The sequence below is a fragment of the Clostridium sp. JNZ J1-5 genome (genome assembly GCF_053901425.1).
In genome coordinates this window covers 2,128,058-2,152,424 of sequence record NZ_CM132773.1, presented here as the reverse complement: position 1 = coordinate 2,152,424, position 24,367 = coordinate 2,128,058, and the positions used below count along the sequence as shown (strand labels likewise).

General features: G+C 28.4%; 26 protein-coding genes. 12 read left to right on the top strand and 14 right to left on the bottom strand.

From position 1 onward, the window contains the following. Nucleotides 1-119 precede the first annotated feature (119 nt). From ACWW38_RS10545 to ACWW38_RS10525, 5 genes are all read left to right on the top strand, one after another. Nucleotides 120-989, top strand: a complete 870-nt coding sequence (locus ACWW38_RS10545; RefSeq protein WP_456257509.1) for a GDSL-type esterase/lipase family protein — start codon at nt 120-122, stop codon at nt 987-989. A gap of 76 nt (nt 990-1,065) precedes the next feature. Further along, nucleotides 1,066-1,572, top strand: coding sequence for a DUF4358 domain-containing protein (locus ACWW38_RS10540; protein ID WP_456257508.1), 507 nt, complete (start codon nt 1,066-1,068; stop codon nt 1,570-1,572). A 28-nt stretch (nt 1,573-1,600) separates the two neighbouring features. Then, nucleotides 1,601-3,007: an MBOAT family O-acyltransferase gene (locus tag ACWW38_RS10535; RefSeq protein WP_456257507.1), complete on the top strand. Its 1,407-nt coding sequence runs from the start codon at nt 1,601-1,603 to the stop codon at nt 3,005-3,007. Nucleotides 3,008-3,031: 24 nt separating this feature from the next. Next, nucleotides 3,032-4,144 (top strand): DHHW family protein, encoded by a 1,113-nt coding sequence (locus ACWW38_RS10530; protein WP_456257506.1) that lies wholly within the window; start codon nt 3,032-3,034, stop codon nt 4,142-4,144. A gap of 85 nt (nt 4,145-4,229) precedes the next feature. Next, nucleotides 4,230-4,790 (top strand): ferritin-like domain-containing protein, encoded by a 561-nt coding sequence (locus tag ACWW38_RS10525; RefSeq protein WP_456257505.1) that lies wholly within the window; start codon nt 4,230-4,232, stop codon nt 4,788-4,790. A 112-nt stretch (nt 4,791-4,902) separates the two neighbouring features. Here the strand turns inward: ACWW38_RS10525 and ACWW38_RS10520 are convergent, their stop codons facing one another. Next, nucleotides 4,903-6,261 carry an MATE family efflux transporter gene (locus ACWW38_RS10520; RefSeq protein WP_456257504.1) on the bottom strand — a complete coding sequence of 453 codons (1,359 nt, stop codon included), beginning with the start codon at nt 6,259-6,261 and terminating at the stop codon, nt 4,903-4,905. Nucleotides 6,262-6,530: 269 nt separating this feature from the next. After that, nucleotides 6,531-6,701, bottom strand: coding sequence for a hypothetical protein (locus tag ACWW38_RS10515; RefSeq protein WP_456257503.1), 171 nt, complete (start codon nt 6,699-6,701; stop codon nt 6,531-6,533). A gap of 389 nt (nt 6,702-7,090) precedes the next feature. On the opposite strand from ACWW38_RS10515, the gene ACWW38_RS10510 reads away from it, so the two are divergent. From ACWW38_RS10510 to ACWW38_RS10495, 4 genes are all read left to right on the top strand, one after another. Next, complete coding sequence (locus ACWW38_RS10510; RefSeq protein ID WP_456257502.1) at nt 7,091-7,411, top strand: hypothetical protein; 321 nt, start codon at nt 7,091-7,093, stop codon at nt 7,409-7,411. A 169-nt stretch (nt 7,412-7,580) separates the two neighbouring features. Further along, complete coding sequence (locus ACWW38_RS10505; protein WP_456257501.1) at nt 7,581-9,575, top strand: DUF1430 domain-containing protein; 1,995 nt, start codon at nt 7,581-7,583, stop codon at nt 9,573-9,575. After that, a complete protein-coding gene (locus ACWW38_RS10500) occupies nt 9,572-10,180 on the top strand; it encodes an ATP-binding cassette domain-containing protein (protein WP_456257500.1) in 609 nt (202 codons plus the stop codon). The genes ACWW38_RS10505 and ACWW38_RS10500 overlap by 4 nt, the downstream gene beginning before the upstream one ends. Further along, nucleotides 10,177-10,620 (top strand): hypothetical protein, encoded by a 444-nt coding sequence (locus ACWW38_RS10495; RefSeq protein WP_456257499.1) that lies wholly within the window; start codon nt 10,177-10,179, stop codon nt 10,618-10,620. The genes ACWW38_RS10500 and ACWW38_RS10495 overlap by 4 nt, the downstream gene beginning before the upstream one ends. Before the next feature lie 254 nt (nt 10,621-10,874). On the opposite strand, the gene ACWW38_RS10490 is transcribed toward ACWW38_RS10495, so the two are convergent. Together ACWW38_RS10490 and ACWW38_RS10485 are read right to left on the bottom strand one after the other, a co-directional pair. Beyond that, nucleotides 10,875-11,435 carry a hypothetical protein gene (locus tag ACWW38_RS10490; protein ID WP_456257498.1) on the bottom strand — a complete coding sequence of 187 codons (561 nt, stop codon included), beginning with the start codon at nt 11,433-11,435 and terminating at the stop codon, nt 10,875-10,877. 268 nt (nt 11,436-11,703) lie between these two features. Then, nucleotides 11,704-12,024, bottom strand: coding sequence for a hypothetical protein (locus ACWW38_RS10485; protein ID WP_456257497.1), 321 nt, complete (start codon nt 12,022-12,024; stop codon nt 11,704-11,706). Between the two features lie 234 nt (nt 12,025-12,258). Between ACWW38_RS10485 and ACWW38_RS10480 the strand changes: the two genes are divergently transcribed. The 3 genes from ACWW38_RS10480 to ACWW38_RS10470 all read left to right on the top strand — a co-directional run bounded on the left by ACWW38_RS10480 (nt 12,259) and on the right by ACWW38_RS10470 (nt 15,877). Beyond that, a complete protein-coding gene (locus ACWW38_RS10480; RefSeq protein WP_456257496.1) occupies nt 12,259-12,579 on the top strand; it encodes a hypothetical protein in 321 nt (106 codons plus the stop codon). 450 nt (nt 12,580-13,029) lie between these two features. After that, complete coding sequence (locus ACWW38_RS10475) at nt 13,030-13,722, top strand: response regulator transcription factor (RefSeq protein WP_456257495.1); 693 nt, start codon at nt 13,030-13,032, stop codon at nt 13,720-13,722. Then, a complete protein-coding gene (locus ACWW38_RS10470; RefSeq protein ID WP_456257494.1) occupies nt 13,700-15,877 on the top strand; it encodes a sensor histidine kinase in 2,178 nt (725 codons plus the stop codon). Before ACWW38_RS10475 ends, ACWW38_RS10470 begins: the two co-directional genes overlap by 23 nt. 30 nt (nt 15,878-15,907) lie before the next feature. Here the strand turns inward: ACWW38_RS10470 and ACWW38_RS10465 are convergent, their stop codons facing one another. From ACWW38_RS10465 to ACWW38_RS10420, 10 genes are all read right to left on the bottom strand, one after another. Then, the gene (locus ACWW38_RS10465) at nt 15,908-17,296 is read right to left on the bottom strand and encodes a sensor histidine kinase (RefSeq protein ID WP_456257493.1); all 1,389 of its coding nucleotides are present in this window, start codon (nt 17,294-17,296) and stop codon (nt 15,908-15,910) included. Beyond that, on the bottom strand, nt 17,283-17,969 hold the full coding sequence (locus tag ACWW38_RS10460; RefSeq protein ID WP_456257492.1) for a response regulator transcription factor: 687 nt from the start codon (nt 17,967-17,969) through the stop codon (nt 17,283-17,285). Before ACWW38_RS10460 ends, ACWW38_RS10465 begins: the two co-directional genes overlap by 14 nt. A 25-nt stretch (nt 17,970-17,994) precedes the next feature. Continuing rightward, nucleotides 17,995-18,786, bottom strand: coding sequence for an FMN-binding protein (locus ACWW38_RS10455; RefSeq protein WP_456257491.1), 792 nt, complete (start codon nt 18,784-18,786; stop codon nt 17,995-17,997). A 143-nt stretch (nt 18,787-18,929) separates the two neighbouring features. Further along, the gene (locus ACWW38_RS10450) at nt 18,930-19,763 is read right to left on the bottom strand and encodes a TrmB family transcriptional regulator (RefSeq protein WP_456257490.1); all 834 of its coding nucleotides are present in this window, start codon (nt 19,761-19,763) and stop codon (nt 18,930-18,932) included. Between the two features lie 28 nt (nt 19,764-19,791). Then, nucleotides 19,792-20,112: an AzlD domain-containing protein gene (locus ACWW38_RS10445; RefSeq protein WP_456257489.1), complete on the bottom strand. Its 321-nt coding sequence runs from the start codon at nt 20,110-20,112 to the stop codon at nt 19,792-19,794. Continuing rightward, nucleotides 20,105-20,827, bottom strand: coding sequence for an AzlC family ABC transporter permease (locus ACWW38_RS10440; RefSeq protein WP_456257488.1), 723 nt, complete (start codon nt 20,825-20,827; stop codon nt 20,105-20,107). Before ACWW38_RS10440 ends, ACWW38_RS10445 begins: the two co-directional genes overlap by 8 nt. 189 nt (nt 20,828-21,016) lie before the next feature. Next, the gene (locus tag ACWW38_RS10435) at nt 21,017-21,721 is read right to left on the bottom strand and encodes an ABC transporter ATP-binding protein (protein WP_456257487.1); all 705 of its coding nucleotides are present in this window, start codon (nt 21,719-21,721) and stop codon (nt 21,017-21,019) included. Continuing rightward, the gene (locus ACWW38_RS10430; protein ID WP_456257486.1) at nt 21,715-22,497 is read right to left on the bottom strand and encodes an ABC transporter ATP-binding protein; all 783 of its coding nucleotides are present in this window, start codon (nt 22,495-22,497) and stop codon (nt 21,715-21,717) included. Before ACWW38_RS10430 ends, ACWW38_RS10435 begins: the two co-directional genes overlap by 7 nt. Further along, a complete protein-coding gene (locus tag ACWW38_RS10425) occupies nt 22,475-23,425 on the bottom strand; it encodes a branched-chain amino acid ABC transporter permease (protein ID WP_456257485.1) in 951 nt (316 codons plus the stop codon). Before ACWW38_RS10425 ends, ACWW38_RS10430 begins: the two co-directional genes overlap by 23 nt. A gap of 11 nt (nt 23,426-23,436) precedes the next feature. Then, complete coding sequence (locus tag ACWW38_RS10420) at nt 23,437-24,321, bottom strand: branched-chain amino acid ABC transporter permease (RefSeq protein ID WP_456257484.1); 885 nt, start codon at nt 24,319-24,321, stop codon at nt 23,437-23,439. Nucleotides 24,322-24,367: the final 46 nt, after the last annotated feature.

Here is a 24,367-nt window from a genome sequence, read left to right as displayed (position 1 = left end):
TATATAATAAAAGTTTTAAAAAGCTCTAATCGGTAACTCTTTTGTTACTTTATATTAGCTTTATAGTAGTATAATTTAAAATTGGTAAAAACATTATTTTGGAAGGAAGATGAACATCTATGAAAGGACAAAGCAAGAGAGCAAAAATAAGGATTAAACAAAAGAAAAGATTTATGACTTCTACCACTTGTCTATCTATTTTAATACTTTTAACTTTCACTTTAATAAAGAATCCCGGAATAGCTAAAAGTCATTCTGATGATAGTGCAGCTGTTAATTCTAAAACTACTGTGCAAAGTGAAAAAAAACTTCTTTCAGAAAAACCAAAAGTATCTTCTAAGGCTGAAGAAACATCAAAAAATAAGGCATCCACTGAAAAGCTGCTAACTGAAAAGAAAGTTACTCCAGAACCAGAAACTACAGTGAAAGCAGCTGATCAGAATATATCAAATAAATCTAGAGCCAATAAGAATGTGCTTAATGAATCTATGTTCTTAGGAGATTCCATTACAGAAAGCATATCTTTTTATGATTTCCTAGATGAATCTCGAGTTGTTGGAATAAAAGGACTTGCAATATATGATGCAAAAAATCATTTAGATAGCATAATAAAATCAAAACCTAGGTATTTGTTTATACTTCTTGGGTCTAATGATTTAGAAGGTGGTATGGACAGTAAAGACTTCAAAAAAAATTATAAAAATCTTATAGAAATAATCAAATCAAAATCACCAACCACAAACATTTATGTTCAGTCTATTCTTCCAGTAAAAAAATCAGTAGAAAATAAGCAGCCTAACCTCTCAACTACTAGGGTTAATTCATTTAATGAGACTTTAATTGAACTTGCTGAGGAAGAAAAAATAAATTATTTAGATGTATCAGCTATATTAGACTCTTCAAATAAAGATTTATATGAACCTGATGGAATACATTTTAAATATAATTTTTACGAATTATGGACCAATTTCATAAAAAATAACGTATAAAATTATAGGCAAAGTATTCCTCACCTTATACAAAACTAAAATCGCAGCATTATTAATCATAGAAAGGAAGCTAAATATGAAAAAAAGTTTAAGCCTAACATTAAAAAATTTTCTAGCACTAGGAGTCATATTAATCGTTGCTTTAAGTTCCTTAACTGCATGTTCAGGAAAAAAAGACAACTCTAAAGTTAACAAAACCCCAACTGTAGCAGCAATAGAAGCTACGATAAAAGAAAATGTTGATATTAAAGAAATGAGAAAAGCAGATGAAAATAAATTAAAAAAGCTATATAACATAGATTCTAAGGACATAGCGGAATTTGTTTTGTATACAGCACCTTCAAATTTAAAGGCTGATGAAATTGCCATTATAAAAGTGAAAGATCCTAATCAATTAGATGATATAAAATCAAAACTAGAAGAGAGAGTTAAAGCTCAAGGTAAGAGTTTTAAGGATTATCTTCCAGAAGAATATTACATTATAGAAAAAAATCAAATAAAAATAAAAGATAATTATATAATTTTAGCTATATCAAAAGACGTTGATAAAATAGTAAACTCTTTTGAAGCTTCTTTTAAATAATAATTAGACAAACTGGAGGTAGACAAAGTTGGTTTTTAGTAGTCTTATATTTCTATTTATGTTTTTACCAATAACCCTGTTACTATATCACCTAGCACCAAAATCTTGGAGAAATTTAATACTTTTTATAGCTAGCCTTATATTTTATGCTTGGGGAGAGCCTGTATATATTTGTATTATGATATTCTCCACAGTATTTGACTATTTTAATGGACTATTAATTGAAAAGTATAGAGAGAAAGGCAAAATAGCAAAGCTTGTTTTTATAAATTCTATAGTAATAAACTTAGGAATACTAGGATTCTTCAAGTACTATGGATTCCTTGTAGACAACCTAAATAGTTTATTCAACTTAAAATTAGCTGTTAAAAGCCTTCCCCTTCCAGTTGGAATCTCCTTTTATACCTTTCAAACTATGTCCTATGTTATAGATGTATATTTAGGAAAGGTGGAAGTTCAGAAGAATATAATAAATTTTGGAACTTACGTTACTATGTTCCCTCAACTAGTTGCAGGACCTATTGTAAAGTACGGAGACATTGCAAAGCAGCTGTATAAGAGAGAAGAGAGCATTTCTAAATTTGGTGCCGGAATTGAAATATTCACGAGAGGTCTATGTAAAAAGGTACTTCTTGCAAACAATATAGGTATCCTTTGGAGTTCTATAAAAGCAACTCCTCTAAATGAGCTTTCAGTATTAACATCTTGGCTTGGTATAATGGCTTTTACCTTCCAAATATATTTTGATTTTAGTGGTTATTCAGACATGGCTATAGGTCTTGGAAGAATGTTCGGCTTTGAACTTATGAAGAACTTCAATTATCCCTATATTTCTAAAAGCGTCACTGAATTTTGGAGAAGATGGCATATCTCCTTAGGCTCTTGGTTTAGAGAATATGTGTACATCCCTCTAGGAGGAAATAGATGCGGAAATTTAAAACAATATAGAAACCTCTTTATAGTATGGTTTCTAACTGGACTTTGGCATGGAGCCAGTTGGAACTTTGTATTGTGGGGAATATATTTTGGGGTATTTGTTACATTAGAAAAGATCTTCTTAAAATCTTTTCTAAGTAAACTGCCATCTTTTGCAGCTCATCTATATACCATGATTGTAGTAATAATAGGATGGGTATTCTTTGAATTTGACAGCATAAGAACTGGCTTCAGCTTCATAAAAACTATGTTTGGACTTGGTGGAAATAATTTAGTAGACAACACTGCTCTTTACTATATTTCTACTAACTTTATTTTATTTATAATCTTAATACTATTCTCAACTCCAATACCTGAAAGGGTAATGAGAAATATTAAGAAAAATTTATCTCTGTGGAAAGCAATTGCTATTCCCTTAGTTTACTTAGTTCTTATTTTTATATCTACATCATACTTGGTTAATGATACCTATAACCCTTTTCTATACTTTAGATTTTAATCACCACACAGGAGGGACATTGCTTTGAATGCCTATGAAAAACTTTATAAACGCACCATAATTATTGGATTTACACTATTTTTAATCTCTATACTTATATTGAATACTATAAATGTAGATATAAATTTTTCAGAACTTGAAAATAGAAAATTAGAACAAAAGCCTCAGTTCTCTTTTAATAAATTATTGTTTAATGATTATACCTCAGACTTTGAAAAATACATATCAGATCAATTTATAGGAAGAAATTTGTGGATAGGACTAAAATCTAGTGCAGATAGAACTTTGGGCAAAAAAGACAGCAATGGAGTATTTTTAGGAAAGGATAATTACCTGATTCAAAAATTTTCTGCCCCGAGTGAGGATATGCTAGATAAAAAGGTTAGAGAAATAAACTCTCTTGCTACAAATCTTCCATCAGTTAATAAGTACTTTATGTTAGTTCCTAATAGTACTGAAATTTTAGAAGAAAAGCTTCCTGACAATGCTCCTGTTGACGAGCAGCTTGTTTATATTCATAAGGTTAAATCTTCTCTAAATGACAGTATTAAATTTGTTGATGTATATGATACTCTTTATTCTAAAAAAGATGAATACATTTTTTATAAAACAGATCATCACTGGACTACAAAAGGTGCTTACTATGCCTATAAAAGATTAGCTGCTACCTTAGGAATTACACCCAATACTGAAGATTATTATAATATTACAGATGTTACAGATAACTTTTATGGCTCTCTCTATTCTAAGGGAAACTTTAGACATATACCTCCTGACTATATAGAACTATATAAGCCTAAAAAGCAAGAGAATATTAAAGTTGAATATGTAGAAGAAAACAAAACTACAAATACTCTATATGAGATGGATAATTTAAATAAGAAAGACAAGTATACTGTTTTCTTTAATGGGAATCATCCTCTTATAAAAATAACTTTTGATGCAGGTACCCATAAAAAATTATTGATAATAAAAGATTCCTATGCAAATAGTCTTGTACCTTTTTTAACTGCTCATTATGATGAAATATACATGGTAGATCCTCGCTATTATTCTGAAGATATAAAGGAACTAGCCAATTCTAAAGGTATTGACGACTTAGTAATCTTGTATAATACCATATCCTTTTTTGAATAAAATTATGTTCCTCCAAGTATAGTCATAATCTTAACTCAATAAAAGTATATATTAATGATAAATCTATATATTGGAGGAATATATTTTGAGCGAAATCAACCATGAAGAACATATTCATAAGCGTGATAAATATGCAGCCACTTCCCCATATCCTGAAATAAGGGTACTTGAGCCAAACCTTTATTATGCTAGTCTACTTATGGACGACTATGCAGGGCTAACCAGTGAATTTACTGCTATTAGCCAATATCTTTATCATCATTTTTTCTTTAAGGATATTGATAAGGAGCTTGGGGATTTACTTGAAAACATATCTATTATAGAAATGCACCATATGGAAATGTTAGCAGATACCATAAAAAAGCTTGGTGGAAATCCTGTTATCGCCGGTTCGTATAGCACTTGCGGCAACTTCTGGAATGGAAACTTTGTACATTATGGCATGAATGTTTGTGATAGATTAAAAGCCGACATTGATTCAGAGTATAAAGCTATTTATGAGTATGAAAAGCATATCCGTATGATTCACGATCCACACGTTCAGGCTATACTTCGCAGGATTATTTTAGATGAAAAAGTTCATATAAAGCTCTTTAACAATGCACTCCTTAAATTCTGTGGCTGCACTTATAGGCCCCTTGACTAAAAGTACAGTTCCATTATCTAGCTTTTTTATTATGAAATAAAAAAACAGGTATTATTAAATTACTACTATAACAATACCTGTTTTTATTTATGAAGTTGAGCATACTATCAGATTAGTTAATTTTCATATTTTCTATATTACAAGCGTTGAATTTTTTTGCAATACAACTATTATACTTCTTTAAATAGATAACAAAAATAATAAGATAATTAAGAAATAATGATATAAATATACCGTATAGTTGGATTTTTAAAATATATACTGAAAAAAGCATGAGAAACAATGATATAAAATTTACTTTTGCTGTATTAAATAAAACAAAGTTACTTTCATTCAATGATTGCAAAGAATATTTGTAAATAGTACAAAATGGATTAAATATATTAGACATAATTATATATATTAATAAGTTACTAGCAATTAAAATTACTTCTTTGTCATTAGTAATCAATCTAGGTAGATATTCTCTAAATATTAAAAATAGAATAGACAAAGATAAATATATAGCTATAGATAATAATATGCTTAATTTAGGAATATTAATTAATGATTCTTCATTATTTTTTCCATCATTTTTACTAATTAAAGTAAGGGTTGCTGAACCATACATATACATAGGAATTAATATAATATTTATTAATTGTGTAAGTATTAAATATGCTGATATTTCAATTACTCCGATTCTCGATATAATAGCATTAGTTGCAATAATAAAAATGCTTCCCTCTAATATATCTTGTCCCATTAATGGAATGCTTTTTTTTATATTATTCTTAATTTTAAATTTATAAATCTCTATCTTTTTATAATTAAACTGTACATATTTTCTACATATACATATATAAAATAATAAATTTATGATTAAGGATAAAATTGTTCCGATAGCTGCCCCTTTAACTTCTAACTTTGGGAGTCCAAAATTTCCAAATATGAGACCATAGTCTAAAATTAAATTTATTATAGAAGCACTAGTTGACCCTATTAAAATCCATTTAGTCATTTTTTTTATTTTAAATAAAGCTGAAAAGCTAAACAATAGCAATTGAATAATTATATAAACACTCATTATTATTGAATAAGCTACAGCTTCTTCCAATATTCTCCCTTTGAATCCATATAAAAGTATTAATAGTGGTTTTTGAAATAAAATTATTATAATAAAAAAAGTTAATCCTATTAATATGTTAAGTATTAGGCATGAACTAAACTCATCTTGAAAATCTACACTATCATCTTTTCCTAAAGCCTTTGCTCCATTAATATTAAATACTACAGATGTAAACCCTAAAACACCTGCTAGCAGTGATAACAATGACATTATAACTCCTACTGCACTATATGCGAATATAGATATTCTGCCCACCATAGCTTGATCAGTAAGACCTATAATTAATCCTGCTACTGATTGAATTATTAATGGTACTGCAATATTATTTAATTCTTTTAACTCATTGCTAACTAACTTTTTCATAACTAATATTTTCTGCTATATTCAATTCTATATTTGGAATTTCAAATTCTCTTGATTTTTTACTCATTTTAACCATACTTCCTCAAATCTTCATATTATTGTAATACTAGATATTTTTATAATAAATCATCAATGATTACTTTACAAGTTTTTTGTAAAATTTTAAGGAAATTTTATGAAAATCTAACTTTATATTTTAAAAATTATTTATGTAATCTATTGCTACAAAGATTCATAAACTAACCTATGCTGTATATTTAAACTTATAATCATAAGTTTAAACCATCATAAACGTCATTTATAACGTCTTTAGTTATACCGATATACCTCAATGTCATTGCTGGTGTTAAAAATCCGACTATAGTATCAATAGGTTTTCTTGATGTTCTAGCAATTTGATACTTTTCTTTTATAATTTCTATATTGTTTTTAGAAGCCACTAATATACTTTTTGCTTCTTCTTCTGTTATACCTTCTTACTTTTAGCACCTTAAAATTAGGTAAAGCAATGCCGTCGTTGCTTGTACTATTATCTTCTCTATAAACTCCTACTGGATTAATTTTTAACGTCTATTTTTCTTAATATATTTTAATATAAAATATATTAAGAAAATAAATAGTACAAGATAAAAAATAAATGGCATAATCGCATATATGTTTTCCATTAAATTATTGACTCCTTTTTGATTAATATCTTTTTTATTGAACTTATAAAATACATTCTACATAAATAATGGTATAATATAATTTATATACCAAAATATACTAAATATTATAATAGAAATAGTCCATAAATTCAATCTAGTATTTTTTATACAAGGAGGTTAACATGAGATTTAATCAACTTAAAAACTTAGGAATTATATCTATTCTTATAGCTATTTTAGTTGGGATTTTTGATTTATTTTATGTAGTTAATATTAATATTAAAGGAGCTTATTTTTTTAGGTTTTTAATTTATTGTATGTTAATAAATATATTCGGTATAACGATAGGTTTTATAGGATTATTAAAGAATAGACATAATAGAAATTTAAGATATTACAAGACTGGGATTTTATTAAATTTGTCATTGATTCTTGCTAAGCTTTATATATATCCATATATACACAATCTTATAGAAGTAATATTTTTAAAAGCTTCTTTATAAATTATATCGCAATATCAAAGTATACTTTTAAATATCCATATATACTCGTTAAAAAATCAGTGTAAAAATATGCTTCTACTGATGGGCCAATATTATATACTTTAACATTTGAAGTTTATTGACAATACATAATTTTACATATATATAATTAAGGAATGAGGAATGTATTTTGAAATGGATTAAATATATTATTAGTTTTTGCATTATTTTTATAGGCTTTTTAATTATAGGTGAAAGTCATATTTTCTATTTAGATAATTTTTATACTCCATATGCTAATACTACTTTATATTTACAAAGTGGTACAACTAGTGAAGAAATGGTTAATGATATCATGAATTCAGCTGAGCGTAATGAGGTTCAGGTATTTACTTTCATAAAATCACATCCAAGTTTTTACCTTTCTAAGTATGATATTTATGGAACATCAAGTGCTGAAAAATATATAAATGAAAATTCCAATATATTTGAAGGAGAATATAAAAGTCTTTTTTTAGGAAATATAAACTTTAAATTTAATGATATTAAGAATATACATGGAATTGAGAATATACATGATTATTATGTTATTGGCAGTAAAGAAAATATTCATCAATTTAAGATGGATCTAATTTCCAAGTACGCAGGCAATCATCCTAAACAAGGCTATATTGATAAAGAGTCAAGAAATAACACAATTGCTATATGGATACTCATAATTACTATTATTTTATTATTATCTTTTTATGATATTATTTCTCATAAAAAAGAAAATGTCATTAGAATTTCCATGGGAGAAGAAATAAGTAAAATTATTTGGAACAATATTCTCTTAGATTCTTTAGTATTTGTAATAATTTTCATAGGTGTATTATCTGCCCTATCAAAATATACTTACGTGTTCTTCAACATTAAAATTTCTATTATATCATTTATTATTTTACTATGTATTAACGGGTTATTAAATTTAAATTTATACTTTTACGACATAAAAAAAGTTTTTTCAAATGAAAAAGGTTCTAAAAATCTACTATCCCTTAATTATGGTTTAAAGTTAGTTACAACTATTATTACTATACTTATTATATCTAGTAATATGGTAGTTATCTCCGAATGTTATGGTTTTTATAAGCAAAGATCTTTTTTTAAAGAACATTCAGATTACAACTATATTAACTTCAAATCTACATTAGTTAGAAATAGTGATGGCTCTACCAACGATAGCCTAGGTGAAATTGCGAGTGTACAGGCACCATTTTACAGAGAATTCTTTGAGAAATTTCATGCAACTACACTGAAAAATATTTCCGACTTCTTACAATCAGAAGGCGTTTTGGCAAACAAAAATGCTTATAAATATTTATCAAGTAAAATAGATGAATTGAGAGATATTGATTTAGATAAAGAAATTTATTTTTTATTACCTAAAAATATGAAAGGCAATTCTGAAATTATCAATACACTAAAAGCATATATAAAATTTAATGAAGGAGATAACTTTATCTATGATTATGATGTAATTTATTACAATGATAATATAGATATTGTTGGAATAGATAGGGATATTGTATATGGAAGTGAGTCACTTAAGAATCCTGTTATTATATATAATAACCTATCAGCGGATAAAGTTAAAATTCAGAATAATGATATTAATCAAGATGTAAGAAGATTAGATTATTTAAAAGATACTATATATAAAATATCCTCAGATGAGGACTTGATTGAGTTTAATAAATTTTTAGCAGCCCATAATTTACAATATGAAAATGTTAATAAAACAAATGCTTTAAAAAAATATGAAAATAGCTGGATTATTGCTAAAAGAATTTTATATATTAATCTAGTATTTAGTATTTTAATTTTACTTTTAGAAGTTATTATTATTAATTCAATTATTAGATTAGAATATGAAGTAAATGCTATTGAGCTTTCTATTAAGAAAGTCCTTGGGTATAGTATATTAGAAAAAAATAGTAAAATTATTCTAATGACAGTTATTACTACAATATTAAGTATATTGATAGCAATCATTATTGCCATAATAATGAAATTAAATGAAGCATATTATTTAGCTCTTGGAGGATTTATCATATTAATATTAGAATTGACTATTACTACACTTTATATACATAAAATTGAAAATTCTAAAATCCAAAAAATATTGAAAGGAGGAACTTTATGATTGAAATAAAGCACTTAACCAAAAAATTTGATGATAAAGTGGTATTTCAAGATTTCAATTTAGAAATAGAAACTGGGGATTTTATCATATTTTCAGGTGATAGCGGTTGCGGTAAAACAACTTTATTAAATATGATTGGAGCGATTGAAAAAATAGATAGTGGTGAAATAATTGTTGATGGTATAGACATTAGGAATAAAAAAAATCATCTAAATTACTTTAGAACAAAAATAGGTTTCTTATTTCAAAACTTTGCACTAGTTGATAACAAGACTGTTAAAGAAAATTTAAAGCTTATACGTAAAGATTGTAAAACAGATTTATCAATAGAAGATGCTTTGCAAATTGTAGGGTTGAAGGAGAAAATAGGCAAAAAGGTGTATACATTATCAGGGGGCGAGCAGCAAAGGGTAGCTTTAGCTAGATTAATGCTTAAAAAATGTGATATTGTATTAGCTGATGAGCCAACAGGTTCCCTTGATAAGAATAATGCAGAAGTGGTACTCAATATCTTAAAGCAATTAAATAAACAAGGTAAAACAATTATACTGGTTACCCATGATGAGGGTATAAAAAAGCAAGGGAATAGAGTGGTGAATTTATGAGTAAGATTAGTGGAAAAAGAATCCTTATATTTATTATATTAATATTTGTAATTCTAAATATTAGTTGGTTTTCAATAATAAGTATCAAATATACTAAATTTTTAAAAGCTGTACCTAAAAATAGAGGTGGAATACACGGTGTATTAAAAGATGGTTATGCATATAATGTAAAAAAACCAGACTATCTGCATTATACAGGAAACTTAGGAATTTCTAATACGAAAACAGGTGAGCTATTAATTATATGGCCTAAAATATTTGGTGGTTATAAATATGGCTTTAGATTAAAGGAAGGTAAATCAGTATATGAACTTTATGTTGATGAAAATATAAACCCAATAGATAAAGATAATAAAGATTTTGTTAAGAAGGTTAAAGAACATAAAGCTGGTATTGATGAATTATTTTCTAAAGCCAACGAGATGTGGAAATTAAAATAATGAAGCCATATACGATAAGCTCCTACTAGCTTAATTTCTAACGTCTATTCTTCTTAATATATTTTAATATAAAATATATTAAGAAGATAAATAGTACAAGATAAAAAATAAGACAGTTAGTAAATATCCAAACATTATAAAAATATATCATTTTTATGATATTGAAATAGTAATGATTTTATAATTAAAGTGTACAATCTAGTGTCAATACTTTTAGGAATATGATACACCGGTTATTTTACACTATCTAAAAACTATACTAATTCATATTCACATCTTTTCATTAATTTCATAATTTTGAAAAATAAAATAATCGATGCTATTGCTAAAGCAACCAAAAATATAATTCCAACTACCGGAATTAAAATTACAAAGATAGAACAAGCAAATCCTATAGTTAAATATATATATTTAACCCATATATCTTCTGTTTCTTCGTACAATTGGCTATTTTCTTTTTGTTCACACATTTCTTTAATACCCATAAATAAATTATATATCATATATATTTCTAATATTAATGCTATACAACTAATAGGTATTGTTAATTTTTCTAAAAGTTCAAAATGGATTAAGCTAAATTTATTACTATTCATTATTTGTTGATACATAATTAATATAGATAAAATTGTCATTATAATGCTAACGTTTTTTCCTTTTATGAAGAAACTACTGTTTTTAGCTAAAGCTTTAAAACCTAACAAAAAAAATATATATCCTATTGTATCAGGTAAAATATCAATTTTCATTATAGGTATATCAATTAATATAAATAAAAAACCCCAGAATAATTTTCTAAACCCACTACTTGTCATTATTCTCCCCCCAAAATTTAATTATTTAGTCGCTTATAAAATCTCTGGAACTGTTAGATTTTGAGAAATTACAATCTTTATTAAAACCATATTAATGATATTAATATGATATATATAGCTATATTATTTCATTACTATTACACTATCTAAAAACTTTCCTTTCATAATAAAATTTTTTCTTTGATAATTCTTCTGCAATATCTTCTGAAGAATCTGCTAGCATTTCTAAAAATTATAATTTTTAATAAAGATAATGGAGATATGAAAACTAAATACCTCCATTATTTTTATTAAGGAAGTCATCTTTTAACCATAAATAGGCTACACCAATAATTATTGAAAGAATTAGTATAAGCTCAGCTAATGATTGAGATTTTTTTGCATGCACTACACTAGCAAATATCCAAATTAAGGCAATTACTAGATATCCAATTCCATCGGCTTGTGCTAATTTCTTCTGATCAACATTTTTATACTTTTTTTTGGCTTTTTCTAATGAACGTCCTCTGCTAGGATACTTATTAAATATAATGGCACTTATTCCTATTATTATATTAGCTAATATAACAGGCATATAAACATAAGACATATAATCTATTTTCCTCCTTATATATAACTTATTATAACATTATACATATAAATATCCAAATAATATAAAAATACATTATTTTTTGGATATTGAAATAATAATGAGTTCACCAAATATTTCACTTTTTTAATGATAACAGCTTAACTATAGACACAAAATGTACTAAAACTAGATTTATAAATATGATATTATAATGTAAGAGATTAATTTACAATAATGGAAGGAGATGTCGTCTTGAACGATCAACATAATGAAAATGATTTAAATCCCATTGAAAAGCAGATTAAAGAAATTGATGAATATCAAAAAAACATTTATAATCCAGGACACTATATTACTTCCAGTAAAATTCCCCTACCTTTGAGAAACTTATATAAAAATCCAATTGTATTAATTCTTATTGGGATAATTATTCTAGTACCAGTTCTAGTTAATATAACTAGTGAGCAAAGCATTAGTGATATTGCTTACAAAATAATTTATTTAATTATAGGTTTAATCCTGCTTATTAGTGGCTCTGTAAAACTTGTACGTAAGATGAATGGAAAAAAATAATACATTCTTCATTCTAATCAAATTTAATGTGAAATTTTAAAAACCTAAACACTCTTTCTTAATAAATTTGTAAGGATTTTATAATATAATTTGTAATACCTGTTGTTTATACTAATTAGATAAACAGATTTCTAAGCTTCAGAGGGAGTTTTTACTCCCTCTGAAGCTTAGAAATCGTTATCCAGGGACGTAGCCGCTCTTTACTCCCACTTTGAAGAAAAGCAGAGAGTCCAAATCTTTGATTTGGGTTCTCTACTCAGATGAATGTAGGTAAGGAGGTATAAAGAGGATTCTTTGCTTCAGATGGAGTTTTTTTCTCCAACTGAAGCTTAGAAGCCCTTATCTAGGGACGTAGCAGCCGTTATCTCCCACTTTAGAAGTGGGAATATTACGGATGGTAGTCATCAGATAAAAGATGGTATAATATTGGAAGAAAGGATGGGGATACATATGTCAAAATATAATGTTTTAGTAGTAGACGATGAAGATGAAATAAGAGATGCCATAGAGATATACCTAAAAAATGAAGATATAAAGGTTTTTAAGGCAAAGGACGGAATAGATGCCTTAATGACCATTGAAGAGGAAGATATTCACCTTATATTAATGGACATAATGATGCCTAGAATGGACGGAATTAAGGCTACTTTTAAGATTAGAGAGAGTAAGAACATACCTATAATAATGCTTTCAGCTAAGTCTGAAGATATAGATAAAATACTAGGTTTAAATGTTGGTGCGGATGATTATGTTACAAAGCCCTTCAATCCATTAGAACTAGTTGCACGAGTTAAGTCCCAGCTTAGAAGGTATATGAATTTGGGAAGTCTTAAAAATAGTTCTGATGAAATAATTGTAAGGGGGCTTTCTTTAAACAAAAATACTAAAACTGTAAGGATCGACGATGAAGAAGTAAGACTTACTGCTATTGAATACAAAATACTAGAGCTTTTGATGGAAAATAAGGGGAGGGTATTTTCCATTGAAGAGATTTATGAAAAAGTTTGGAAGGAACCAGCCTACAACGCCGAAAATACAGTGGCTGTACATATAAGAAGAATTCGCGAAAAAATAGAAATAAATCCTAAAGAACCTAAATATCTTAAGGTGGTGTGGGGCATTGGATATAAAATCGAAAAATAAAACTTTACACAAAATTGTCTTAATATTATTTTTCTATCTAATAGGACTTTCTCTTTTGCTGAGTTTTGACATCATAACTCATAAAGGATATTTTGCAAAAGAATCATACTTTAATAGTAATGCTTTTAAAAATGAAATTGATATACTCTTCCAAAATATTAGATCCATTAACACCTATTATAAAGATTATGAAAATAAACCTGATAAAGAAAAACTAAGTGAAAATGAACTCTCTTCTATAATAGAAGAAAATAATAATAACTTAAAAAAGAATCAAGATGATGTAGAAAAACTTTATATAAACTACGTAAATGAAGCAACTAAAACAGGCGATACTAAAAAAATAAATTTGCTTATTGACGCTAAAAACAAGAGACTTCAAGACTTAAAGAAAGAAAATGAAATTAATATAGCTAATTCTATAAAAAAGTTGTTGGCAAATAAAGATGCTGATTATAAACAAATTAAAGAAAGTCTATCATCAAAAGAAGATATAAAATATTATATAAAGAATAAAAATACAAAGGAAATACACACAAACTTAGAAAAAAATATAAATATAGAAAATTATATTAAGGACAATGCTCTTTATAGCATATCCTTTCCTCAAGAACTTCATAGTTCAAACTATTTTTGGTCTATGAATAATTTTTTTAAAAATTCAAATCTGGAAGGATATTTTATAGTCCCAGAAAACCTTAATAGCTATAGCCAGATTGTATCAAATTATAAATATTATAATTCCATTAGACAAAGACTTCTTTTTGAAGGTTTGCTTTTAGTCTTATCTTTAGCTTTATCATTGACTATTTTCATTATCTACTTAAAAAATAAGAATGAGATGGCATTTATTTATTTAGATAAAACTATAAAATTTCTAGAAAAAATTCCTCTGGATTTAAGAGTTTTTCTTTTTATGATTTTGCTTTTATTTATGCTTGTTTATTTTATCAATATAAACTTTTTCTATAAACCTATTAATTCTGATCATATATTTAAGCTAACCTTTATAGCTGTAATGTCCTTCTATTGGTCTATAAATATGGCAAGCTTTTATAGGATTATTAAGGATAGGAAAGAACTATCAAATCAATGGAAAAAAAGCATATTATATAGAATAAACTTCACTACTAGAAAAAGTTTTGAAAATAAAAGTACTTTTACTAATGCTTTTCTTATAACTATGTTTACCTCTTTCTTTGGATTCTTTATATGTTTAACCTTAGTGGGCATAGGTACTAATACTGAAATACTTATCTTTTTATCTATACTATATATTGGATTATATTTAATTATATATATACCATATGCCCTTAGGAAAATTGGTCTCTTTGATAAAATATTGGAAGGCTCAGAAGAAATATTATCTGGCAACTTAAATCATACTATAAATGAAAAAGGCAGCGGTAAGCTTTTAAGACTGGCGAGCAATATTAATAACATGAAAATAGGCTTTAAAAAATCAATAGAAAGCCAAATGAAAAGTGAGAGACTTAAATCAGAACTTATAACAAATGTCTCCCACGATCTTAAAACTCCTCTGACTTCTATTATCAACTATGTAGACTTACTAAAGAGAGAAGGCTTATCCAAAGAAGAAATGGAAGGATATATAAGCATTCTAGATAGAAAAACTCAGAGACTTAAAGTACTTATAGAGGACTTATTTGAAGCCTCTAAGGTAGCCAGTGGCGCCATAGAATTGAATATAGAAAAAATAGATGTGGCAGCCCTTTTAACTCAAACCCTTGCTGAGTTTGATGAGAAAATTAAAGATTCTTCCTTAACCTTTAGAGTAAATGGCACAAATAAGAAAATATATGCTAACTTAGATGGCAAAAAGACTTGGAGAGTCTTTGATAATCTTATAAATAATGCTCTAAAATATTCTCAAGAAAATACTAGAGTATATATTGATCTTATAGAATATGATAACAAAGTGACTTTAACCGTAAAAAATATATCCTCTTATGAAATGGATTTTAATGTGGAAGAAATCTTTGAAAGGTTTAAAAGAGGAGATAAATCTAGAAATACCGATGGCTCGGGTCTGGGTCTTGCTATTGCAAAGAGTATAGTGGAACTTCAAGGTGGAAAACTTGATATAGAAATAGATGGAGACCTTTTTAAAGCTATAGTAAAATTTTATAAGTAGGAATCAGTAATGCTGATTCCTACTTCTTATTTAATGTCTTGGCATATCCTTTCCCATTCTTTCACTAGAAAAAAACTTTAATATAAAGCTTACTCCTTTCTCTCTATTTATAGCTGATATTTCCCCTTTATAATAATCCATTATCTTTTTTGAAATAGCTAAGCCTAATCCAAAATTACCTTTCTTATCTTTATAAAAATTCTCAAAAATATGGTTCCTATGCTTTTCGGAAATATTTGCACCATCATTATATATTTCTAAAGTAATGCAATCTTCCACCTTTAAAGATATTGAAATTTCCTCCGCAGCATATCTAACTGCATTATCTACTATGTTTTCAATACAGACTTTTATTTTTTCAACATCTCCATGAATTATGCTTTCCTCTAGATCTACCTTCCATTTTATTTCAGGGTTTATTTGCCTAAACTTGTTTGCAATACTTTCCACTAATTTATCTAAGTTAATTTCTGTACTTTCATTATTATTTTTCATAACATAATCAAGGCTATTTAAGTATAAGATTTGTTTAATTTTCTTGTCTAATCTCTGTGCTTCTTCTTTAATGGTATTTGCCGTTTCTTCAACTGTGCCTATATACATCTTATCTATAATTGCTTGAGCATAACCAATAATAACTGCTACAGGAGTTTTTAAATCATGGGAGATACTTTGAAGAAATAGCTTTTCCTCCTCATCAGCAGCCTTTAATGATTTTTGCATAGTATTCATAGCCACCATCAGTCTTCCAATTTCATCATATCTATCTACTTCTACAGCTTCTGCCCAATCCTTTTTAGATATTCTCTTTGTATATTCTTCTAGTTGCTTTAAAGGTTTAGAAATACTATTAGCTATAAACTTAGCTGCTATAAAACTTAAAAGAATAAATACTATTCCTATAAAGACTACCTTCTCTAGAATTTCATTATCTGCTTTAGGCTCAAGATAAGAAATTAAATAGGTATCTTCCTTTGCATCTTTACTAATTGAGCTAATTATGAAGAGAAAAGTTTTATTATTAAATTTCTCTTTAAACTCTATTTTTTCCATAGGGCCATCTTTAATAAAGGTTGTCATCCATTTTCTAATAGCTTCAACATTTTGTATTTCTGGCTCTAGATGTTTTCTGTATGGTTCTTTTATTGTTTTCTCGCTATTTTTTTCTTTAACTACAACAAAATGATCAACAAACTTAAGAAGCTCTAAATCTTTCACGCCCTTTATAGGTTCACCTTCAGGCCTATCCTTCAATACAATCTCATGGGCAATTTCTAAGCTATTGAATTTATTTTGTTCCTCAAAATTTCTAATTACAAATAAATATACTGCAGATATACTAAGAATAATAGCTAATATTACAATGGTGAAAATAAGCCAAATTCTTAAGGCTAGTGACTTAATCTTAATTTTCCTCATTTTTTATCACCAACTTATATCCATAGCCATAAACCGTATCTATGTTGATACTTGCCATTTTCTTACGAAGCCTTCTAATAGTGTCATCCACTACTCTATCTGACCCAAAATAATTGTTTCCCCAGGCTCTAAGGAGTATCTGTTCTCTTGAAACTACAATGTTTCTATTATCAATTAAATATGTTAATAGCTCAAACTCCTTGTTTGTAAGTTGAATTTCATCTCTACCAAGGAATACCAACCTCTGATTGTAATCTATAGTGTAACCTTCAATGTCTACTTTGTTTTGTGCTTTAGTATTATCGCTTTGATACACTCTTTCAATTAACTTATTTGTCCTAATAACTAATTCTCTAGGTAAAAATGGTTTTGATAAATAGTCATCACTACCAAGTTCTAACCCTATTACCCTATCTAGCTCTTCATTTCTTGCAGACATAAATATTACGGGAGTATTTTTGTTCTTTTCCTTGATACTTTTAATTAACTGATATCCATCTATATCAGGAAGCATAATATCTAAAATCCAGAGATCTGGTAAATCTCCAATTTTCTCTTTAGCTGAATTGCCATCAAAAAAAGATGTAATTTCATAACCTTCATTTTCAAGATATTTAGTTAATAGTAAGTTTAGTGCTTTTTCGTCCTCTACTAGGTATATTTTTCTCCCCAAGTTAATCACTCCTATTATTACAGTATTACTGACCTAATGCATTTCTAACTGCATTTATGATACCAACAGAAGTCCTAGTAGCCCCTGATATCGTATCTACATTTACAGTATTTTTTTCAACAATCTTATCAGTAAGATATGGTACAACTCTATTGTACCATTTTGGAGTTTCGTTATTATCTACTATAGTTATATCAGTTATTTTTTTATCTTTTACCGTAACTTCAACCTTTAAACCTGGTCTATATCCTGATGCTTCGCCATAATATACTCCATCTTTTACATTACTTATATCAAAATTAGATTGATCTACTTCTACTGTATCTTTAGATTCTCCATGGTGTCTTCCCCTAAAATCTTTATCCTCTGAATTAGACCTATTATCTTCATAGCTAGGTTTATTATTGCTATCAAAGTTTCCTTTAAAAGTCTTTACATCTGCAATATGAACTACTAAAGTTAGAATAAATATTACTGTGAGTACTCTATGGTAAAAAATCCAAGGCTTTGACTTATTAAACCTTTTTTTGAACATGAAATTTAGTCCTAATAAGACACTTACAACCCAACATATAGTTCCCCAGTTTAAACTTAATACACTGTCACTAGAGTAAATTCCATGTATCAACCCAGTGATAATCAGTATTATACCTAGCCACTTGTGAGGCATTCTTAGAAGTTTATTTAAATTTCCTAATATTTTATTTTTGCCTTTAAAAAATTTTGTGTTTGCTACTCTTAAAATATAAATTACACTTAATAAAACTGCTAATACTGTACTTATCTTTGCTAATCCTATGTTTAAAAATACTTCCATGTGTCTATTCCTCCTTATCTAAGAGCCAAAGATTAAAGAACATCTATGTGTCCCCTATACATCTTGTTTTCTTTTGCTTTCTCTAAATGATAAGAAGTAAATTTCGAAATATTATCAAGAAATTATGTGAAAAATATGTGATTCTATTTGAAGTTGTTAAATTCTTCTTCTGTAAAATCATAATATTCTCTTCTAGCCCTATCTAAAAAATCCTCATAATTTTTTCTTTCTTCCTCTTCTAGCTTGTTGGAATAAAGATTTACCATCAAATCATGACAAATATAATCTTCACTTATATCTACAAAACCTGGGTCTTTTGCCCATGTTACTGTACTCTCTTCTCCTCTTGATATAACTCCATACAATACATGAATGCCATCAACTGTTACTGTCATATATCGTTCTTTTTTTTCTGCTAGATATCTTTCTATTCTCCTGTGAGTAACCAATTGTTTATAAGGATTATTTTTCCCAAAATATATTCCTCTTAGGGTAACCCCTCTATTAACTGCTGCTTCTAAGGATTTAGAAATGTCATTTATTTCTTCTTCCCATATAGAAACTGCTATTCTCTTTTCGGCATTTGAAATTAGTAGGTTTAAAAAATCTATTATATTATCTCTTCCTCTAATGGAAGTTAATTTATTATCGCTTGTGTCTCTTAAATAAACCTTTTCCGTATACTCTTCTACATTATTTAGTATATCCTGAAAGTTATTCTTTAGCTTATTTATTAAAAGCTTAGGCTCAAGTGGATGGTAAATCACAGAATCCCCCTCATTCTGTTCAAATACTAACTGTTTATTTCTTAAACTATCCAAAACCTCATATATCCTAGACCTTGGAATGCTGGAATTTTTGCTTAAGGTATACCCATTTACAGGATGACTCTCTAAAAGTTTTAAGTATGCCTTAACTTCATATTCAGTTAATCCCAGCTTTTTCATATCTTCTATAATCATAGACTCATTGTCCATATAATTCTCCTCCATTTTCTAAATAAAACTAAAATACCAATCCATATTTCATAGAAAGCATAATTACTGCTATAAAAATGGAACCTAATACTGGTATTATTATACCTCCCCTAAACCAACCATAGATAAAAGCAAAAGCTATTCCTAATAGTGAAGCTTCAGGCATTTTAGGAATGGCCGAGAATACTCCTGGAATTATAAGTGCTCCTAGTGCTACATATGGTACTGATTTTAAAAATCCATTTACTCTTTTAGATAAATTCTTATCTGATATAACTAAAAATGGAACTAACCTTGGAATATAGGTTACTAACATCATCCCTGCAATTAATAATATTTTACTATTCACAAATATTCACCTCTTCTTTATAATCTTCTCCATATAAATAAGCCCCTACAGAAGATACTAGGATAATGGTTAAAATCATGTTCCATCCCTTAGGTAAAATTTCAAAGTAATTAAGTAGCGTATTTGTAGCTCCTGATAATAATACTAAGATTACAACCTTATTTGACTTTTTTAATTCTGGTACTAAAATAGCTACAAACATAGCATATAAGGCAATCCCCATACCATCACTTACAATTTGAGGCAGCAGTCCTCCTGCTAAATATCCTAAAACAGTTCCTACTACCCATGAAAGGTATGCTGTAAGTTGCAGACCAAGGGTAAAATCTTTTGTTATATCACCTTCCTTAAAGGATAGTACAGAAAAGCTTTCATCTGTTACTCCAAAGGCAATAAGTGGAATCCATTTTTTTATATTACCTTTCATTCTTGCTGCTAATGATGCACTCATCAAAAAATGACGGAGATTCACTAGCAACGTAGTTAATATAATTTCTCCCATTCCGGCACCTATAGCTAGTAAATTTAACGCCATGAACTGACTTGCCCCCGCAAATACCATTAGTGAAAATAAAAAGCTATCCAGCATTGAAATACCTGTTGTTTTGGATAATATTCCAAATGCCATAGCTATAGGCACATAGCCAATAACTATTGGTACTCCTGCTTTAGCCCCTTCTCTAAAATCATTATTCACTTTGCCCCTTTTTAACATAATTACCCCCCAATATTCTAAAATTATTAAATATTCTTACATTTGTTTTAGTAGTTATTATAGTAGTTACTATTCTACTTGTCAATATCTTAATATTAATTCAAAAAATAAAAAATACAAAAGCTGCAAGTGATCATTATTTCACTTACAGCTTTTGTATTCCCCATGTTTATTTCAATTTGCCACATCTTAAGCCCCAAGATATGCACTCCTTACACTTTCATCATTTAGAAGGTCATTAGCTGCTCCTTCCATTTCTACGTATCCATTTTGTATTACATAAGCTCTATCTGCAATTTTAAGTGCCATAGAAGCATTTTGCTCTACCAATAAAACTGTTGTACCCGTTTTATTTATCTCTTTTATTATTGAAAATATCTGTTTAACAACTAACGGTGCAAGCCCCATAGAAGGCTCATCTAGTAAAAGTAATTTAGGTCTTGACATTAGTGCACGACCTATAGCAAGCATTTGTTGTTCTCCCCCTGAGAGGGTACCTGCCATCTGACCTTTACGTTCCAAAAGTCTTGGGAATGTTTCAAATATCTTTTCATAGTCTTTTTTTATTTCAGTCTTATCATTTCTTGAATAAGCTCCCATTTCAAGATTTTCCATAACTGACATGTTAGCAAAAACTCTTCTTCCCTCTGGAACATGAGATATTCCAAGGCTTACTATATTATTTGCCTTTACCTTATTTATATCATTCTCCAAAAACTTTACTGTTCCACTTTTTGGAGTTAACACTCCAGAAATAGTTTTAAGAGTTGTAGTCTTTCCTGCTCCGTTTGCACCTATTAGGGTAACTATCTCCCCCTCATTAACCTGCAAACTTATTCCCTTTAGTGCATGTATTGCACCATAATATACATTAACATCAATCAACTCTAACATAACTCTTCTTCACCTCCAAGATATGCTTTTATAACTTTAGGATCCTTTTGTATTTCCTCTGGTAACCCTTCTGCGATTAGCTTTCCATAGTCAAGTACATATAGTCTACCACATACAGTCATTACAAGAGACATATCATGTTCAATCAGCAAAATTGTTATGTGGAATTTGTCTCTTATCCACTTTATAAGCTTCATTAATTCATTTGTTTCATTTGGATTCATTCCAGCTGCTGGTTCATCAAGAAGAAGGATTTTAGGCTCTGAAGCAAGAGCTCTTGCTATTTCAAGTCTTCTTTGTTCTCCATAAGGCAAGTTTTTAGCAAGTTCATCTTTTTTATCTAAAAGATTGAAAACCTTAAGAAGTTCATTAACTTTATCATCTGCGTTCTTTTCCTCTTTATAATAGGATGGTAATCTAAAGAAAGAAGAAAATATCCCGTATTTTATATTTTTGTGAAGACCTATTCGTACATTGTCCTCTACTGTCATATTTGCAAAAAGTCTTATATTTTGAAATGTTCTAGATACTCCTAAAACAGCTATTTCATGTGGTTTTAAATTCTTTGTGGAAATATTTTTTTCGAACTCATAAGATACGTTTCCCTCAGATGGTGCATACATACCTGTAAGTAAATTAAAAAGGGTGGTCTTTCCTGCACCATTAGGCCCAATAAGTCCTATTATTTCACCAGATTTTATATCCATATTAACATTGGATACAGCTTTAACTCCGCCAAAAAACCTTGATAGATTACTTACCTTCACCACTGACATTTTGGAGACCTCCTCTTTTAAATAATTTTATTTTGTAGTTACCCATTATTCCTTGAGGTCTATAAACCATTATGACAAATAGAATAACTGAATATATTACCATTCTTAATTCAGGAACACTTTGAAGTAATAAGGATATTATTGATAGGGCTATGGCTCCTATAACGGATCCTGCAATACTTCCCATACCTCCAAATACTACTATTACAAGTATATCTATAGATTTCATAAATCCAAAAGCATCAGGTTTTATAAAAAAGAAATATCCTGAATAAAGTGCACCTGCTATTCCTGCGAAAAATGCTCCTATTCCAAAAGCAAGTACTTTATAAAATGTAGTATTTAATCCCATAGCTTCTGCCGCTAGTTCATCTTCTCTAATAGCTATACAGGCTCTTCCACTTCTTGACTCTATAAAGTTTTTTATTAATACAAGTGTAGCCATTACCATAAAGAATAACCAAGTCCAATTAGTATATTGTGGAATATCATTTAGTCCACTTGCTCCACCTACATAGTCATTATTCAATATTACAATTCTTACAATTTCTCCAAAACCAAGGGTAGCAATTGCAAGATAATCTCCTTTTAGTCTTAAAGTAGGAATTCCAATTAACACTCCTGCTAGAGCTGCACATATAGCTCCAAGTGATATTCCAACTATAAAAGGCATACCCATTTTTGCTGTCATAATAGCTGAAACATAGGCTCCTATAGCCATAAAAGCCGCATGTCCTAATGTAAATTGCCCTGTAAATCCTGTAATAAGATTAAGGCTTACAGCTAATATTATATTGATTCCTATTATGGTAATGTTAAGCAAAATATAAGAATCTATAATCCCAGTAACTATTAAAATTTGTCCTACTGCATACAGGGATAGGATAATTATTGCTAGCAAAATGTTTTTCTTATTTAATAGTTTCATATTATCCCCCCCTATACCTTTTCCTTAGTATTTTTACCTAAAAGTCCATTAGGTTTTATTAATAAAATTATAATTAAAATTGCAAAAGCAACTCCATCTTTATACAATGATCCTCCATAGGCACTTACCATCGTTTCTGTCATTCCTAGGAAATACCCTCCAAATAAAGCTCCTGGAATTATCCCTATTCCTCCAATTACCGCTGCTACGAAGGCTTTAAGTCCAGGGATTATTCCCATAAGAGGATTAATTGAATTGTAGTATACTCCTACAAGTACTCCTGCTACTCCAGCAAGAGCAGAACCTATAGCAAAGGTAAATGATACAGTTCTGTCGATGCTTACTCCCATATATTGAGCGGCTTCTTTGTCCATAGCTACAGCTCTCATTGCTTTTCCCATTTTAGTTCTATAAATTACATATTGAAGTAAAATCATCAATACAACTGTTATAACTAGTATATAAATATCTGTTGTACTCAATATTACTTTTCCATTAAATAGCTTCAAGCTTTTATTTGATAATACTTCAGGAAAAGTCCTAGTTTCTGCTTTTACAAAGTACATAGTCCCATATTCTAAGAATAGAGAAACAGATATAGCTGTTATTAATGCTGCTATTCTTGTAGAATTTCTTATTGGTTTATATGCTACTTTTTCTATTAAGACTCCAATAATCGCACAAGAAAGCATTGATATTATGAGTGCTGGAAAAAAACTAAGATGAAGAAAGGTTGTAACTGCGAATCCTATATAAGCTCCTAACATGTATATGTCACCATGAGCAAAATTTATAAGATTTATGATACCATATACCATAGTATAACCTAGCGCAATTAGCGCATATATACTTCCTAGTGATAAACCGTTCATAAGTTGTTGCAAAAATTGTTCCAATTCTCTCACTTCCTTCTAAAAATTCATTAGAGAGTACTAAAATGTG